This is a genomic window from Pseudomonas sp. Root569, assembly GCF_001427465.1.
Taxonomy (GTDB): domain Bacteria; phylum Pseudomonadota; class Gammaproteobacteria; order Pseudomonadales; family Pseudomonadaceae; genus Aquipseudomonas; species Aquipseudomonas synxantha.
The window spans coordinates 538,485-555,326 of sequence record NZ_LMGQ01000001.1; the positions used below are offsets into that span (position 1 = coordinate 538,485).

Annotated in this window: 17 protein-coding genes and 1 tRNA gene; 7 read left to right on the forward strand and 11 right to left on the reverse strand. The window is 59.5% G+C overall.

Going from position 1 to position 16,842, the window contains the following annotated elements:
• Positions 1-2 precede the first annotated feature (2 nt).
• Genes sctC through ASD70_RS02540 form a run of 3 tightly spaced genes read left to right on the forward strand, consistent with a single transcriptional unit; the run spans position 3 to position 2,703 of the window.
• Positions 3-2,141, forward strand: coding sequence for a type III secretion system outer membrane ring subunit SctC (gene sctC, locus ASD70_RS02530; RefSeq protein ID WP_046070777.1), 2,139 nt, complete (start codon positions 3-5; stop codon positions 2,139-2,141).
• Positions 2,138-2,341, forward strand: a complete 204-nt coding sequence (gene hrpT / locus ASD70_RS29225) for an HrpT family type III secretion system protein (protein WP_046070778.1) — start codon at positions 2,138-2,140, stop codon at positions 2,339-2,341. The genes sctC and hrpT overlap by 4 nt, the downstream gene beginning before the upstream one ends.
• The gene (locus ASD70_RS02540) at positions 2,338-2,703 is read left to right on the forward strand and encodes a transcriptional regulator (RefSeq protein WP_080944714.1); all 366 of its coding nucleotides are present in this window, start codon (positions 2,338-2,340) and stop codon (positions 2,701-2,703) included. Before hrpT ends, ASD70_RS02540 begins: the two co-directional genes overlap by 4 nt.
• Here ASD70_RS02540 and sctU read toward each other — a convergent pair whose 3' ends face one another.
• Genes sctU through sctW form a run of 11 tightly spaced genes read right to left on the reverse strand, consistent with a single transcriptional unit; the run spans position 2,704 to position 12,832 of the window.
• Positions 2,704-3,801: a type III secretion system export apparatus subunit SctU gene (sctU, locus tag ASD70_RS02545; RefSeq protein WP_046070780.1), complete on the reverse strand. Its 1,098-nt coding sequence runs from the start codon at positions 3,799-3,801 to the stop codon at positions 2,704-2,706.
• The gene (sctT, locus tag ASD70_RS02550) at positions 3,798-4,586 is read right to left on the reverse strand and encodes a type III secretion system export apparatus subunit SctT (protein ID WP_056845561.1); all 789 of its coding nucleotides are present in this window, start codon (positions 4,584-4,586) and stop codon (positions 3,798-3,800) included. The genes sctU and sctT overlap by 4 nt, the downstream gene beginning before the upstream one ends.
• A 10-nt stretch (positions 4,587-4,596) precedes the next feature.
• Positions 4,597-4,860 (reverse strand): type III secretion system export apparatus subunit SctS, encoded by a 264-nt coding sequence (gene sctS, locus ASD70_RS02555; protein ID WP_046070782.1) that lies wholly within the window; start codon positions 4,858-4,860, stop codon positions 4,597-4,599.
• A 7-nt stretch (positions 4,861-4,867) separates the two neighbouring features.
• Positions 4,868-5,524 (reverse strand): type III secretion system export apparatus subunit SctR, encoded by a 657-nt coding sequence (gene sctR / locus ASD70_RS02560; RefSeq protein ID WP_046070783.1) that lies wholly within the window; start codon positions 5,522-5,524, stop codon positions 4,868-4,870.
• Positions 5,521-6,534, reverse strand: coding sequence for a FliM/FliN family flagellar motor switch protein (locus tag ASD70_RS02565; protein WP_046070784.1), 1,014 nt, complete (start codon positions 6,532-6,534; stop codon positions 5,521-5,523). Before ASD70_RS02565 ends, sctR begins: the two co-directional genes overlap by 4 nt.
• On the reverse strand, positions 6,531-6,983 hold the full coding sequence (locus tag ASD70_RS02570; protein ID WP_046070785.1) for a type III secretion system HrpP C-terminal domain-containing protein: 453 nt from the start codon (positions 6,981-6,983) through the stop codon (positions 6,531-6,533). Before ASD70_RS02570 ends, ASD70_RS02565 begins: the two co-directional genes overlap by 4 nt.
• On the reverse strand, positions 6,980-7,408 hold the full coding sequence (sctO, locus tag ASD70_RS02575) for a type III secretion system stalk subunit SctO (RefSeq protein ID WP_046070786.1): 429 nt from the start codon (positions 7,406-7,408) through the stop codon (positions 6,980-6,982). Before sctO ends, ASD70_RS02570 begins: the two co-directional genes overlap by 4 nt.
• The gene (locus ASD70_RS02580) at positions 7,395-8,753 is read right to left on the reverse strand and encodes a FliI/YscN family ATPase (protein WP_056845562.1); all 1,359 of its coding nucleotides are present in this window, start codon (positions 8,751-8,753) and stop codon (positions 7,395-7,397) included. Before ASD70_RS02580 ends, sctO begins: the two co-directional genes overlap by 14 nt.
• Entirely contained in the window at positions 8,750-9,652 is a 903-nt protein-coding gene (locus tag ASD70_RS02585; RefSeq protein WP_056845563.1) for an FHA domain-containing protein, read from the reverse strand. The genes ASD70_RS02580 and ASD70_RS02585 overlap by 4 nt, the downstream gene beginning before the upstream one ends.
• Positions 9,653-9,686: 34 nt before the next feature.
• Positions 9,687-11,780, reverse strand: coding sequence for a type III secretion system export apparatus subunit SctV (sctV, locus tag ASD70_RS02590; protein WP_056845564.1), 2,094 nt, complete (start codon positions 11,778-11,780; stop codon positions 9,687-9,689).
• Positions 11,777-12,832: a type III secretion system gatekeeper subunit SctW gene (gene sctW, locus ASD70_RS02595; RefSeq protein WP_046070790.1), complete on the reverse strand. Its 1,056-nt coding sequence runs from the start codon at positions 12,830-12,832 to the stop codon at positions 11,777-11,779. Before sctW ends, sctV begins: the two co-directional genes overlap by 4 nt.
• Positions 12,833-13,096: 264 nt before the next feature.
• Here sctW and ASD70_RS02600 point away from each other — a divergent pair, with 264 nt between their 5' ends.
• From ASD70_RS02600 to ggt, 4 genes are all read left to right on the forward strand, one after another.
• Positions 13,097-13,648: an RNA polymerase sigma factor gene (locus ASD70_RS02600; RefSeq protein ID WP_046070791.1), complete on the forward strand. Its 552-nt coding sequence runs from the start codon at positions 13,097-13,099 to the stop codon at positions 13,646-13,648.
• Between the two features lie 321 nt (positions 13,649-13,969).
• A tRNA-Met gene (locus tag ASD70_RS02605) sits at positions 13,970-14,046 on the forward strand.
• Positions 14,047-14,177: 131 nt separating this feature from the next.
• Entirely contained in the window at positions 14,178-14,957 is a 780-nt protein-coding gene (locus tag ASD70_RS02610; protein ID WP_056845565.1) for a PhzF family phenazine biosynthesis protein, read from the forward strand.
• Between the two features lie 36 nt (positions 14,958-14,993).
• Positions 14,994-16,823, forward strand: coding sequence for a gamma-glutamyltransferase (ggt, locus tag ASD70_RS02615; protein ID WP_056845566.1), 1,830 nt, complete (start codon positions 14,994-14,996; stop codon positions 16,821-16,823).
• Positions 16,824-16,842 lie beyond the last annotated feature (19 nt).

The following is a 16,842-nucleotide window of genomic DNA, read 5'->3' on the forward strand; positions in this document are numbered from 1 at the left end:
CCATGCCTGATAAAATCGACAAGCACAAATGCTTGCGCCCTCACCTATCTACTACCACACGTCGCGCCGCCTGGGGCTGGCTCATCATGCTACCCGGATGGCTGCTGCCGCTGGACAACACGTTGGCCGCCATTCCGCCCGAATGGAAAAACACTGCCTACGCTTATGAAGCACAGCATAAGCCCGTACGCGAAGTGCTGGAGGATTTTGCCCAGACGTTTGGTACGCAACTTCAAGTCGAGGGTCTGCTCGAAGGTAACGTCAACGGCAAGATACGCGCCAATACGCCGCAGTCATTGCTCGACCGGCTTGGGGTCGAGCACCGTTTCCAATGGTACATGTACAACAACACACTCTATGTCAGCACCCTCGACCAGCAAGAGTCCGCGCGCCTGGAGGTCTCGTCCGAGACCATTTCCGATCTCAAGCAGGCGCTCACCGACATAGGCCTGCTCGACAGTCGGTTCGGCTGGGGCGAGTTGCCGGAGGACGGTGTCGTGCTGGTCTCCGGCCCCAAGGTTTATATCGAACAGATCAAGCGATTCAGCAGCCAGCGCCGTTCCGCGGATGAAAAACAGAGCGTGTTGAGCTATCCGCTGAAATTCGCCAGCGCGGCGGATCGCCAGATGGAATACCGCAACGAAAAAATCATCATCCCCGGTGTGGCGACCATGCTTCGTGGGCTGCTGGAGCCGCGCTCAACCTCGATGCCTTCAGCGCAGACTCAGCGTTCCAGCACGCAGCCTCCATTCGTCACCTCCATGACCCCACGCCTGAGCAATCCGCTGTTGGGGCAAATGCTCGGTTCGTCCGCGGCAAACGCGGTGAACGGCTCGCCCGATGCAGGCATGTCAATCACCCCGCGAGCCCCAGTGAGCCTAGCCCGTATCCGCGTCGAAGCCGACTTGCGCAATAACGCCATCCTGATTTATGACGTGCCGGAACGGCAGGCGATGTACCGAGAGCTGATTACCCAACTCGATGTGGCGCGTAAACTGGTGGAAATCGATGCGATCATCCTCGATATCGAGCGCACGCAACTACGCGAATTCGGTGTGAAGTGGGGCTTTCAGAACAGTCGCTTCAGTGGTGGAGCGGATGTGGCTCCCGGCAACACTCAGTTGACCATTAGAAACCGTGACCGCTTCGAGGCTGACATACGCGCGCTGGAGGCCAAGGGCCTGGCAACCATGGTGTCCAATCCGTCAGTGCTGACGCTGGAAAACCAGCCAGCAGTGATCGATTTCAACCGAACCCAATACCTGTCTCGCGGTAGGGAAAACGCAACGATTCTACCGATTACCGTAGGGACCAGCTTCCAGGTAGTGCCACGCGTGATTACTAGCCGTGGAGGCCACCAAATCCAGCTGCTGGTAGATATCGAGGACGGTAACTTCGAAGAAGCCAACCCCACCCCCGACAGCTTCGATGTGCGCCGAGGCAAGGTCAGCACCCAGGCCATCATGGCGGAAAAACGCTCACTGGTAGTCGGCGGTTTCCATGTCACCGAAAGCACGGACAGACTCAGCAAGGTACCGCTGCTGGGTGATATCCCGCTATTAGGCAAGGCACTGTTTTCCTCGACTGAACGACAGAACAATCGGCGTGAACGCTTGTTCATCCTCACGCCCCGCGTCATTGGCGACCAGGCCGACCCGTCACGCTACTTGCCGCAGGCCGACCAGGTCGAATTGCAGGCCGCTCTCGCGCCACTGGTCAGGCGCTATGACCCTCACCAGCCGGTGATCAAGCGCAGTGACATTATCAGCACCCTGGCGCACCTGGTCAGCGGTGAAGTGCCCAAGGCCTTCAAGGCAGCGCCGATGCCCCTGGGGCTGAACACCCTGTGCAGCACTCGCAACCTGCTGGCGCTGAACACCGAACGCAGCCAGTGGTATGCGGGCTCGCAGTACAACGTGGCAGTGGTCGTGCTGCGCAACCAGTTCAATCGCAATGTGCGTATCGACGAAAAGGAATGCAGTAATGCACAAACCCTGGCCGTCAGTGTCTGGCCACGGGCCTGGCTCAAGCCAGGCGAAGAAGCAGAAGTGTTCATCGCCATGCGCCCGGTGGTGAAGGATGAACACCTCAGCGTGCCGCGCCCCTCTCTGATCACTCCAACCCAGAAGGCCAAGCCATGAAACACCGCTTGCTATACGCCTCACTGATCGGCGCGGCACTGCTCGTCGTCGGCTGTACGCCCACCTGCAAGGGCGACTCCTGCTCACGCCCCCAATCGACCATGGATAAGCTGGTGATCTGGTGGCCGCCGCAAATGCGCGTCGAACCCGGCCCCGCGGGGGAACGGGCGGACTATCAGACAGTGTCACTGGAACGATGAGCGCTCAAGGAATGCCGGACGATCAGCGTCAGGTCTTCCTCGACAGCCTGGTGGGCGGCTCTGCCGCTCACCTGACACTCGCTCCGGGCGTGACAGTCAGTGGCATGCAGGCCGGAGCCTGCCAAGGACTGGCCCTGCACGTGACACGCGAAACATTGCGACCGTTACAATTACAGCAGGTGCTGGAGCGCCGTTTCGAGCAAGCCGTGGCATTCGATGGTTGCTTCATCTACATCGACGCGCAGGACGCCCTGGTGATCTGGCATGCGCTGCCCCCGCAGCGCACCCTGTTCGACAGGACCCTCAGCCGAATGTTGTCGCTGGCCAGCCTTGCAACCCTGGATGCACGCACCCCGCGCTAGTCAACGTAGATCAAGCTCTGGCAACTCCAGGGTCTCACGCTTGGCTTCATCATCAAGCTCGCGCAAGGTACGGTAGATCAACGCCACGGCTTGCAAGGTTTCGCGAGGAATATTCGCCCCCAGCTTCTTCGTATACAGCGTACGCGCCAGCCAGACGCACTGGATCACCGGCACATCCGCCCTCTTGGCCCGGGCGATCAACGCACGGGCGTCATCATCGGTACCTTTCTCCACCAATAGAGGCAACGGCGTTTCGCCGGCACGGTAATACAAAGCCACGGCAAAGTGCGTCGGGTTGACCACCAGCATGTCGGACTCCTCCAGCTTGGGCAGCTTGACCTTCGGCTCCTCCTGGGCCAATTGCTGTGCCAAGGCGCGGCGTTGTCCCTTCACATGCGGGTCGCCTTCCATATCCTTGTACTCTTTGACAACTTCCACTTGAGTCATGCGCATTCGCTTGGCAAAGAAGTGCTTCTGCATGGTCAGGTCAATAAGTGCCAGCACCAGCAATAACCCCAGGCAGGCATGCAGCAAATGGCGGAATAAAGCGATCAACGCCAGGATATAGCTTTGCAGGTCGCTGGTGGCCAGGTTGATCAATACTCCCAGTGAAGGCCAGATCACCACGTACAGGATCAGGCCCAGGAGCGTCGCCTTGATCACACTCATCAACAGGTTCATCAGTGACTGTACAGAGAACATTTGCTTGAGTTGACTGAGCGGATTGAGACGGTTGAAATCGAGTTTCAGGGTGTCCGGGGCGAACAGGATCCCAAACTGCATCCAACTGCTGACCAGCTTCGTAATAATCGCCACCCCGGCCATCAGCAGCGCGAATGAAAAAAACATCATCACGCCTTCAACCATCACTTCTTCCAGCGCCTGCGGGAAAGGCAGGGTCGAGCGTGAAATCGGCAACAACATCAACTGCTGGAAACGTTGCAGGCTGGTCTCGGCGGTGAACAAGGCGATCTCAGTGATGGCCGTCAGCACTAGCAGCTTACCCACATCCTGACTTTGGGCGACCTGCCCTTTCTTACGCTGATCACGCAGTTTCTTGGCTGACGCGGGGTGCTTTTTTTCCCCTGAATCACTCATGGTACCGAGACCTTGAACATTACTCCCAGGGAGTGCTTGAGGTCGGTGAGCGAGCCCATGCGCCCGACGATCAGGTCCTGTAACAACGCAAAATACAGCAACAGGATACCAATACCCGCCAGGCACTTGAGGGGCGGCGCCAACGTACTCACCTGTAATTGCTGACTGTAGACCCCAAGCAGCGCAATGCCGAATTCCAACAACAGCAGTACCGCAACGAAGGGGGCGGCATAGAGCACCATGTGCGTAAAGGTGTCCCCGAGCAGGTCGACAAATGTACTGAACCCATCGGCAGCGGGCAGCGGAAACCACACCGTCGGTGGCCACACCAGGTAGCTGTCCCAGATCACTTGGGTCAACGCTCCCAGCCCCAGGCTGGCCATCAACAGAAAAATCGCCAGTTGCTTGAACAAGTGCCCGACCGGCGTTGCGTCCGGCCCCAACGAGGGGTTGAGCTGGCCGCCGGCCAAGGCGCCACGCTGGTTATCCAACAGCGCACCAACCGACTCGAACATCCAAAACGGCATCGACAGCAATACGCCGAGCAAAATCCCCAGGGCCAGCTCTTTCAGAACCAGCCCACCAAGCAGCAGCGCAGAGAGTTCCTGGCCCTCCAGCATCGCATGAACAGCCGGCGCCGGCAGTAGTGCCATGACCATCACGATGGTGTGCCGGGGCATGCCTCGTATATGTTGGAAACAGAATGCCGCCACGAGAAAGGCACAGGGGTAGATACGCGCCATGGCGACCAGCAAGCTGGGCAAATACTCAAGATAAAGCAGCACAGGCGAAACCTCAGTGCAGGGCCGAGCGACCGATCATGTCGAAGGTCACGTTCATCAACTGGACCAATTCCACACCGATCCAGCGCCCCGTCATGATCAAAGTGATACCCACTGCCACCAGCTTGATACCGAAAGGCAGCGTCTGGTCCTGCACTTGCATCAGCGCCTGGACCAGGGATGTCATGACCCCTACCACCACCGCCACAATCAGCGGCGGTGCGGTCAACATAACCACCAGCAGCATGCCCTGCTTGAACAGTACGATCGGTTCCATAGGCCACTCAGAGATAGGAAAGGAACAGGCTGTCGAGCAATCGCGACCACCCGGAAACCATCACGAACAAGAGCAATTTGAGCGGCAGGGAAATGGTCATCGGCGATACCATTTGCATACCCAGCGCGAGCAGGAGATTGGAGACGATCAGGTCAATCACGATAAAAGGGATATAGATCAGAAAGCCAATTTCAAACCCCGCCTGCAACTGTGACAGTACAAAGGCCGGCACCAGCAGGATCAGGTCCTCACGCTGGACTTCCTGCGCCATCTGCGCCGGCCACATGCGTGCGGAGTTCTCCAGCAGGTGGGTCAGAATATCCGGGTCAATATTGCGCAACATGAACGTGCGCAACGGTTTGATCGCCTCCGTCCCCGTCTGTTGAAGGGCGCTCACGCTGGTCAGGTCCAGGGGGGAAACCTTGACGATCTCGGCCATCTCGTAACCGACAGGCGCCATGATGAACAGGGTGGCCGCCAGCGCAATGCCGTTGATCGCCATCCCCGGAGGCACCTGCTGCACACCGATGGCGTTACGGGTGATCATCAACACAATCACGATCTTCAGGAACGCGGTGCAGACGACCAACAACATGGGCATCAACGACAACGCCCCGAGAAATATTGCCAGGACGACCGGATCTATTCCCTGGAAACTACTCATCGAGAAAAAATCACGCGAGACATCTGCAGCCCCAGCCGCCCGTCCACTTCAACCAACTGGCCCAGGCCGAGAGGGCGGTCTCCGTAATAGAGTCCGGCTGTGCCAGGGGCGTACCCGGAGACGCCCAACACCGCGCCTGGTGCAAGATTGCGTAATTCGCCGAGCGTCAGATTCAACGTACCGCAACGCACATTGAGCGCCATGCTCAATTCATCGAAGGGTTCATGCCCGAACACATCTGTTACCGCCGTCTCATCCTCATGCCCTGAGTAGGGCTGTGCTGCAAAATCCTCGTCCACAAGCATGTCCTCGATAGAAGTAAGGGTCAGGCGCATCGGCCCGGATTCGGCGTCAATCCAGCCCACCAGGCGCCGTTTGCCAACCTGTACATGACCAGTTCCCGACGCACTGAAAAAGGCCTGTTCAAGCACCAGCACGTCACCGGCCCGCACACTGCGCAACTGGTGCATGGGCAATTGCAGGCGCCCCAGCGTCACATCAATCGCCAGTTGAAACTGCGTCGGCATTGGCTTAGCCATGGAACGCCAAGGCCCCGCCTGGCATAACGCCAGAAAGCTATCGACAGATAGCCACAGGTAGCCGACAACACGGGACGCACCGAGCGTCACGCAGAATCGGCAACCAAAGTTCAAGGGGCGGGTGCCCGGCAGCAAACGCAAATGACCAAACAGCGCCTGCACCTGGGGGCTCAGATGATGCTGGAACAAGGACCAGAACCAGGCATCCGGATCGTTGCCGGCCTGCGCCAGTGTCACCGGGCATTCACCCATCAAGCTCAATTGCGGTCCCGGCTCACTGAGGGCCAATACCCCGCAGGCCGTTTCGAAACAGAGCGGCTGGATACCCACGGGGGCAGCACCAGGCTCCATTTTCAACTCGCCACTTGAGCCGGCGACTTCAAACGGCATACGCATCCCGTGCCCCAACCGCTGTCGGGCAACCGCGATGTCAGCCTTGAACGTAGGAAATATAAGAGGTGGCAGCATCATGCCTGCGCCGATCTGGCCAAGTACAAACTCACGGGCTGACCCATGCTCGCAGCCAGACGTTGTTCACATTGTTGGCGTACCCCACTGAGCCAGCGCGCCGAAGCGTCTTGCTCCGCGTCCAGCTCAACGCTCCAACTGCCCTGCTCTCGACGAATATCGGCATTGATCCGCCCAAGGCGTCCGAGGTGAAAGACCGCCATCAACGGCCATTGCGGACCGACGAGCATTCGCGGCGCCAACTGCTCGGTCAGCGCCTCGATCATGGCGACATCGCCCGACGCTTTGATTCCGTTCAGAGAAGCTCCGTATCCGCCCCCGCCCTGACCATCATCGTCAAACAACTGGCTAAACAGTCGCCGTTGCTCCCAAGGCACCAAGGCACTGAACTCGGGGGCACGCTCATCGCGCGGGCGCTGACGTTCAGGTGTCGTAACTGCAACCTGTTTCATATCGGCTCCTGCCGCAGTAAATCAGACAACTCTTGAATTTTTTCCACTTGGCGCAAGCATAAAGTGACCTGCTTTTGCGCCTGGTTGACCTGCACCACCTGCTCTTGCTGCCGCCCTTGCAGCCGCAGCAATTGGTGTTCTTCGCGCTGCGTGCCCGCCGACAATTCCTGCTCCTTGGCACTCCAGTTCTTCAGCGCCTTGAACGTCACCACCTGCCCCTGGTGCTCGCTCAATAGTTGCGCACATTGCCGGGCCTCTTCCTGGCGAGTCCGCTCGAGCACCTCCTGCATCTCGCGGATGTGCGCGACCAGCGCTTGCTGAGCCCGTTTTGCCTCACGCAACGCACGCTCCGCACGATCGGCACGATGCCGGCGCAGGCGTCGCAAGGTATCGATTTCACCCGATAACATTTCAGAATGGGACATGGGCAGTCAGCTCCGTCAGTTGGTTCATGGTGACGGCTAGCGGCGAAGGTTCCCGCAAGTCCTGGCGCAGAAACCCGTCTACCGCCTGCCGACTGTCGACTGCGATGTCGGTGAGGGCATCGTTGCCGGGTTGATACTCTCCCAACTTGAGCATCAGCTCGATCTGCTGGTAAGCCGACAGCAGGCGCCGCAACGCCGTACCGGCACGGATATGCGCGGGCTCAGCGACATTGCTTAAAATCCGCGAAAGACTGGCCAGGACGTCGACCGCCGGGTAGTGACCGCGCTCGGCCAGCTTGCGTGACAGGACGATATGACCATCGAGCAGAGAGCGCACTTCATCCGCCACGGGATCGTTCATGGAGTCCTGCTCGATCAGCACCGTGTAAATAGCCGTGATCACACCTTCGCGGGTCAACCCGGCGCGCTCCACCAACCGCGGCAACAAGCTATAGACCGACGGCGGCAAACCACCGCGCCCCAAGGGTTCACCGGCAGCCAGGCCGATTTCGCGTTGCGCCCTGGCGAAGCGGGTCAGGGAGTCGATCAGCAACAACACCCGCTGGCCCTTGTGCCGGAAACCCTCGGCCAGCGCGGTCGCCGTGAACGCGGCGCGCGCGCGCTCCATGCTTGAACGGTCAGAGGTGGCGCACACCAACACCGCCTTGGCCCGCAACTGTTCATCCAGCTCGTGATCGAGAAACTCGCGCAATTCCCGGCCCCGCTCACCAATCAGACCGAACACGATCACATCGCATTCCACGTTCCGGGCGATCTCGGCCAACAAGGTGGTCTTGCCGCAACCGGCACCGGCAAACAGCCCGACACGCTGGCCCTCCCCCAGCGTCATCAGCCCATCAATCGAGCGCACGCCCGTCGCCAGTGCGCGGTTGATCCGCGGCCGTTCCGTAGGCAGGGGCGCCTCGCACAACACCGGGGTCGCATCAGGTGCGTCCGCTTCGACGAATGCGCCGGCACCGTCACCCGCAATCGGGCGACCAAAACCATCCAGCACCTGCCCCAGCAACTCATCACCGACCCGTACCTGGTGTGGCACCCCCAGCCGCTCAACGCTGGCACCCACGCGCACGCCTTCCAGATTGCCCAGGGCGCTCAGCACTGCATCGCGCTGGTCGAACCCGATGATCTCCGCCAGCATGTAGTCACCTGGTGCTTTCTCGACTTGGCACAGGTCGCCGATACGGGCCTGGGGCAATCGGCATTGCAGCAGCATGCCGTTCACGCGCTGAATGCGTCCGCGCATCGTGACCGGGGCGAAGCTGCTCAGCGCCTGGGACTGGTTCAGTTGCCAAGCCTCCAGGCGCTCCTGCAACGACCCCCTCACCAGCCCACCTCATAACGTTGCTCGCCGTCGAACACCACTTTGCTGTTGTCGATCAATACCAGGCGCAGCCCATCCACTTCATCGCCCACGAACAGCCGGGTTCCCTCCTCGAGCACCACATGGCCGTTCGGGCCACCGACAATCTGCAAGATCCTGAACGGCAACCTGACGTCGCGAACCCGTACGCGGCTGATCACCGGCACGCCGGTATCGAACTGCTCGGCAAAACGGTCGAGCATACGCGCGATCAGTTCCACTTCTTCCTGGGAAACGACACCATTGAGGGCTATCTGGTCATTGACGATCTGCAAGCTGACACGCTGGAGCAGCTCGCGCTCGGTGAGCATCTTCATCAGTTGCTGGCGCACCTCGGAGGGCGAATCCAGCCCGGGCTTCTGAATCACTAGCGGCATCAGCGATGCCTGGGCCTCGCGCTCGCCACTGAAGATAATACCAACCGCCATGATGATTGCGGCGCATAACAGAAGCAGGCTTACCAGGCCTTTTTGCTGCGTCGACGAAATGGACGACAGGGTCAATGGCAACGTCTGGGGCTCAGGTTGCGCTACCTGCCTGTCTTGCTTGGGCGCCGACGCTTGCAGCCAAGGCTGATCAGCCGGGCTGACACACAAGCTGACACTGCCAATTACGAACGCAGTGTTGAGCGCCAGATCGCTGATTTGCGCCAACATTTGCCCATCGCTGTTTTTCAACAGCCCAGCCTCAGCCTGCACCGACCACCGGCCATCGGCCAACAGCAGGCGCGCGTGATGCTCGGCGATACCTGGATCATCCAGCAAAAGATCGGCATCCCCGTGGGCGCCAAGGCTCCATTGCTCGCCAAACAAAGGCAGCGCGGCCCCTTGGTGCAAACCGTCCAACACCCGGAGTTCGAACATCAGTGCGTCCCCCCATACTCAAGTAGCGATGTGTTCATGCCAACGTCCCGTGCATCAACTCATCCTGGCTAAGATCAAAACGCCCCAGCACCTTCACCTTGGAATTGCTCCCCAGCTCGGCGAAGGACAGCACCGGCACATGGTTGAACTCCTCAAGCAACAAGGTCCGTAAAGGGCTACGCAAGTCTTGCGCCACCAACATCACGCTTTTAGTTTTGGCCCGGGCACTGAAGGCCCTGTTAAGCAGGTTGACCATCGCTGCGCTGTCATCGCTGTCGAGTGCAAAGAACACTCCCGTCTGGGTCTGGCGCAGAGCCTCACGCAGGGTGTTTTCGGTATGCGGTGATAACAACCAGGCATGCAGGCCATCGGCCTCGCTGTACTGGTGGAATATCTGCGACTTGAGGGCAATGCGCGCATAGTCGGCCAGCGCTTCCGGCTCGCGCTCATGCTGGCCATACTCGATCAGCGACTCGACAATCAGCCTCACGGCGCGCAGCTGAACCCCTTCGCTGGCCAGGCGTTGCAACACCGCCGAAAAGCGCGATATCGGCATGATGCGTTGCAGTTCCTGCACCAGTTCAGGTTGATTGTGTTCAAGCCAACTGAGGATTGCCTTGCTCTCCTGGATCCCCAGGAACTGCGGCCCGCTGAGCATCATCGCCTGCTTCATGCGCTCGACGATCAAGCTCGTCGCACTGAAGCGCTCCAGCTGCGAGTCATCAAGCAATGGGTCATCAGGTGGCAGCCAGAGCCAATCCTGTTCATTGCGCTCGGCCAATCCCGGTATGCCATGCTCAGGCTCAACCGTAAGCGCAGCGCGAGCCACGGCCACTCGCTGGACCACCGACGCCTTGACCATAGGCACTTCATGCACGCAGAAGCGCATCTCATCGGCGGCCAGTGAGTCATCGATCTCGACCTCAAACGGCGGCAATGTCAGGCCGATATTGGCAACCAGGGAGTTTCGCACCTGACGGATTCCATGAATGAGATCCGTCACCTCAGGCGTTCCTCGCAAGGCCGAGGGAAACTGCAACAGGTAGGGCCGGGACGGATCGAACCCGCGCAAGTCCTCCTTGCCGTTTTCTTCGGGCCGCGGGGCCTCGACGGCTTCGGCTTCTGGCTGCGCTTGCCTACGACGCCGACGGTCAAGGTAATAACCCAGGGCGCCTGTCATTATCGAGATCAGGATAAACACCAGGGTCGGCATGCCAGGCACGATCGCAAACACCAGCATCGCCACCGATGCGATCATCCAGCTCCTGGGTTCGCTGGTCATCTGCCGGGCGATTTCAGCCCCCATGTTCGTGACGCCCTTGTGCCTGTCCGGTGCCACACGGGTAATGATCATGCCGGCGGTCAGGGAGATCAGCAGCGCGGGGATCTGCGCAATCAAGCCGTCACCGATGGTCAGTACCGAATACAGCGCCATTGAATCGGCAGCGCTCAATCCGTGCTGGAACATCCCCGTGGAAAACCCGCCCAGCAGGTTGACCACCACAATGATCAACCCAGCGATGGCGTCGCCCTTGACGAATTTCATGGCGCCATCCATCGCACCGAACAACTGGCTCTCGCGAGACAACTGTTCACGCTTGTCGCGCGCTTGCTCGCCGTCGATCAAGCCGGCACGCAAGTCACTGTCGATGGACATCTGCTTGCCAGGCATTGCGTCCAGGCTGAAGCGTGCTGCCACTTCGGCAACCCGCTCGGAGCCCTTGGTGATGACCAGGAAGTTGACCAGGGTCAGGATCAGGAAGATGACCATACCCACCGCCAGGTTGCCGCCTACCACGAAGTTGCCGAAGGCCTCGACGATATCGCCGGCGTCCTGTTCAAGCAGGATCAGTCGTGTCGTGGCGATCGACAGCGCCAGGCGAAACATGGTGGTCAGCAGCAGAATCGACGGGAAGGAAGAAAATGCCAAAGGCCCGGGCAAGTACAGCGCCAGCATGATTAGCAGACAGGAAATGCAGATATTCAGTGCAATCAGGATGTCTACCAGCCAAGTGGGCAGCGGCACGATGAAAATGAACACAATCGCCATGATCACCACGGCGCCCAAGACCTCGGCACGCTGCGCCAGCTTGAGCAGTATGCCGTTGATGGTGGAAAGCACGCTCACGCCAGAATGCTCGAGTCGGGAAAGCGAGGGTTCTTGCCTTCTTGACGGGCAAGCTCATCCATCACCAACAGGAAATTATGCAGCGCCTCTTGGCGAGACCGGCTATCCGGCCATAGCGCCAGCGGCAAGCTTTGAAACAGTGGGTAAAGCGTATTCAGAGACACAAGCGTGGACGTGTTGCCCCCCATGTCTTCGGCCAGGCGCATCACTTCATTTGAGGCAATGCCGGTGCTGGCGTAGCCCAGCAGGCGCTGCAGCAGGTTTACCGCATGCAGCTCAATCGCCAGGTTCTGGGTCAAGTCACGGCAGCTGCACAACACCCCGCTCAATGCACCGCAACTACGCAGCCCCACCAGCAGGGTGCGCAACATTGCCGTAGGCAGAGACGAGACATGGGCAGCGATGTCGGCGGTCAAGGCACTGGACATCACGTTCAGCCCGTGGGCAAAGCGGTCGTCGCCGTAAACGCCCAACAGCGCCTGCATCATGCTCGCCAGGGATTGCCGCGTCACCACACTGGCGTAATAGAGCGCGCGCAGCGCCTGGCGCTCTTGGGGATCGCCACCGGCCTTCTGCAAGGCCACGGCAATATTCAGGCCTGCCTGGATCTGGCCTTTGAAGCGGATCTCCAACTTGGCAATGGCATCCCGCGCCAGGGCGGCTTCGGATTTGCGCGCTTCAGCATCGGCCTGCTCCAACACCGACTTGAGTACCACAAAGGTACGAGCCGGGTCACCGCCAGTGGATTCCAGCAATTTATCTACGCTGGGCTGCATCAGCAATTGCAGCCTGATCCGTCGTGCAATCGCCGAAAAACTTTCCTGGGCCGGATGACCCAGCTGCTCATACAGCTGCGCGAACGCCTGGACCGGGGGCACACGCACCCCGATTTTGCGTTTGTCCAACGTGCGGCTATTGGGCTCTATCTCCTGGCTGAATTGCAGAAAAAGATCATCGATACCTTTGCCCGGCTCAGGCTTGGCGGCCGGGCTGACGGTGTTCAGTTCCAATCGAGGGGGCGTTGGCACTTCGTTGGTGGATTCGACTTTCATGGGCAGGCCAGTACAGGAAGAGATTGTCCCTGTGTGGCAGAGCCCGCGCAGATGGTTCCATCGAAATCTGGCCCACCGACAGCGTGAAAAAACCTGCACGAGCCTCTGATGCCTTTTGCAAACTACTGCACAAAAGTGCCATGCCGATAAAGTATTTATTTATATAAATCAGTTAGTTAATAGAGGATTCTCCGTTGGCACAGGCGGTGCAAAAGAGGTAGCCGTCGAAATCATTTCGACAGCGTCTACCTTAAGGAAAACATCATGAATATCCCTATTGGAGCTATAGCTCACCTTGTTGGCAGCTCGCCTCAATTCATGCTTCACCTGACAGACGACCAACAGAAAAAACTCCGTCGCTTCATTCACAAACGCGTGCTCAACCCGGAAGATGCGGATGACCTTCTACAATTGACCTACTTGGAAGCCTGGCGTAATCGCGAGCGTTTCAGTGGCACTGCAACGCTCAGCACCTGGATGTGCGGCATCGCGCAGAACCTGATACGCAATCACTTTCGACGTATGTATGCCAAGCCTGCGCATTGCGAATTCGATGAATCGCTGTGGCATGGCCAGGAAGAAAACAATAGCCTGGACTGGGAGTTTGAGATCAACCGGCGCCTGGAAAATACCCTGAGCGCTATTGATCACTTACCAGCAGAGATGCGCAAAACCTTATACGCCTCGCTGGAGACCGACGGCAGCTATCAAGACACTGCCGACGTTTTAGATATACCTATCGGCACCGTTCGCTCGCGCCTGTCTCGGGCACGTGAGCAACTCAAGCGGGTCACTCACAATACAATGCATCAGTAATCTGATTTAACCGGTCAAGCGTTGGGCGACAGGGATATCTGCCCAACACCGTCAAGCGTGGCACGATGGAAATCGTTCGCAAGTCCCGCCCGATCCAAAACCATCCACTCTTGTCGCGGCGATCACGCTCTACTCCCCGCCCCACACTCTGATGATCAAGCCTGCATCTAAAAAGGATCGGGTTGACGCATGAGAGGCGTACATCCCCCTGCCGCCCGTCGCCCAAAGCAGCACTTTCCGTTAAACAGTTGAAAGCGTAGAAAAATTTTCGACAAAAAGGCTTGACGCATTGCCGTTCCAGGCGAATAATGCGCGCCACTTGGCTACATAGCTCAGTTGGTTAGAGCATAGCATTCATAATGCTGGGGTCCGGGGTTCAAGTCCCTGTGTAGCCACCAAGTACTAAAAACGGCTTACCGAAAGGTAGGCCGTTTTTTTATGCGCGCAAAAAAACGTCCCAACTGTATTTTGACGCTTCCCTACCCCGCTGTTAGTGTCCAGCCTCCCTTCACACACGGAGTGCTTCACGGTGAAACTGGACATCTACCAGGTCGACGCCTTCAGCCAACACCCCTTCGGCGGCAACCCAGCGGCGGTGTGCCCGCTCACCGAATGGCTGCCCGACGAGCAACTGCAGAATATCGCGGCGGAAAATAACCTCTCGGAAACCGCATTCTTCGTACCCCGTGGCGACTTCTATGAGTTGCGCTGGCTCACTCCCGAAGTCGAGGTGGACCTGTGCGGCCATGCCACGTTGGCAGCGGCATGGGTATTGATCCATAAGCTGGCCGATGCACCCGAAGTGCTTCGTTTTGCCACCCGCAGCGGCGAGTTGCGGGTGACACGCAATGGCGATGAATTGGCGATGGATTTCCCGGCCAAACAGCCTGAGCGCTGCGAGCCGCCGAGCGGAATGTTGAGTGCGTTGGGAATTGAAAATGCCGAGGTGTTTGGCACCGATGACTACATCGTGCTGGTAGAAGATGAAGCGCAGGTGGCGGCGCTCACGCCGGATTTCGCACGACTCAGGGGCCTACCTAAACGCGGGATTGCGGTCACCGCCAAAAGCACTCGATTTGACTTTGTCTCGCGCTGGTTCGGGCCGAATGTAGGGGTCAATGAAGACCCGGTCACCGGCTCGGCGCACACCTCACTGGCACCGTTCTGGGCCGAGCGCCTGGGCAAATCGCAATTGACTGCCGAGCAAGGCGGCCAGCGCAAGGGCCAGCTGCGCTGTGAACTTCAAGGCGACCGGGTGATTATCTCCGGCAAGGCCGTGCTGTATATGCAAGGCACGATCTACCTTTAGAAAGCAGTACCCCAAGGACAACAGATCATTCTCAAAATGAACGGAGTTCAGCGCGTGTTTTTGATTTCCCGCCGCCACCTGACGGTCATCGCAACAGCCCTGGCCCTCGCGGCCTGCCACACTGCCGTCACCGAACAACCACCGGCCCCGGAGCTGGGTTCGGGCTATCGCACCGACCTCAGCACCCGCCACGCCGAACGCCACATGGCCGCTGCCGCCAACCCGCTGGCCGCCGAAGCCGGGCGTGAGATGTTGCGCCAGGGAGGTTCGGCCATCGATGCGGCGATTGCCATGCAGGCGGTGCTGACCTTGGTGGAACCGCAGTCTTCCGGTATCGGCGGCGGTGCGTTCATCATGCTGTGGGATGGGCAAAAGGTGTATGCCTACGATGGCCGCGAGACCGCGCCGGCGGGTGCGACCGAACGCCTATTCCTGAACGCCGACGGCACGCAGATGGCCTTCACCGATGCTCAGATTGGCGGGCGCTCGGTGGGCACGCCTGGGGTATTGCGCGCGCTTGAGATGGCGCACAAGCAGAGCGGCCATCTGCAATGGGCCAAGCTGTTTGAGCCGGCGATCCGCTTGTCGGAACAAGGCTTCGCTATTTCCCCACGCCTGCACAGCTTGATCGCGGCTGACCGCTTTATCGCACAATCGCCGGAGATGGCGGCGTACTTCCTGAATGCTGACGGCTCGCCCAAAGCCACCGGCACGCTGCTGAAAAACCCAGCGCTGGCCTCTGTGTTCAAACGCATCGCCAAGGAAGGGCCGGACGCGCTGTACCACGGGCCGATTGCCGATGAGATCGCACGCAAGGTGCAGGGCAATCACAATGCGGGCAGCTTGTCCGTGGCCGACCTCAAGAGCTACAGCGCCAAGGAACGCGCACCGTTGTGTACCGACTACAAACAGTGGAAGGTCTGCGGCATGCCGCCACCTTCCTCGGGCGGGATTGCTGTGGCGCAGATTCTTGGGACGTTGCAGGCACTGGAAACCCGCGACCCACGCCTGGCTATTGCGCCAATGACACCGGTCAAGACCGCCTCGCCGGCCGGGCTTGAGCCGACACCCGAAGCGGTGCACCTGATCGCCGAAGCCGGGCGCCTGGCGTTTGCCGACCGTGCACTGTATGTGGCCGATGCGGACTTTACCCCCGTACCGGTTGCCGGCCTCGTCGCGCCCAATTACCTGGCCCAGCGTGCCGCGCTGATCGGTGAACGCAGCATGGGCGTCGCCAAGCCCGGCCAACCCGCTGGCGTGCAAGTGGCCTATGCGCCAGACCGCTCGCCGCTGCGCATCTCCACCTCGCAAGTGGTGGCGGTGGACGACCATGGCGGTGCGGTGTCGATGACCACCACGGTGGAAGCGGCGTTCGGTTCCCATGTGATGGTGCAGGGCTTTTTGCTCAACAACCAGATGACCGACTTCTCGTTCATCCCCGAGGAAAACGGCCAGCCTGTCGCCAACCGCGTGCAACCGGGCAAGCGCCCGCGTTCGGCCATGGCACCGACCTTGGTGTTCGACCGCCAGACGGGTGAGCTGCTGGCCACCGTCGGCTCCCCCGGCGGTTCGCAGATCATCGAGTACGTGAGCAAATCCCTGGTGGCCATGCTCGACTGGAAACTTGATCCCCAAGCAGCCATCAGCCTGCCGAATTTCGGCAGCCGCAACGGGGCCACTGAATTGGAAACCGGTCTGTTCAGCCCCGCGCTGAAACAGGCGCTCAAAGACAAAGGCCATGCCCTCAGCGAAATCGAGATGACCAGCGGCGTCCAGGCCATCGTGCGCACGCGGGATGCCCAGGGCAAGGTGTCGCTGAGCGGCGGCGCCGACCCTCGGCGCGAAGGCGAGGCGCTGGGCGACTAGGGTGTTTTGATCAAAGGAG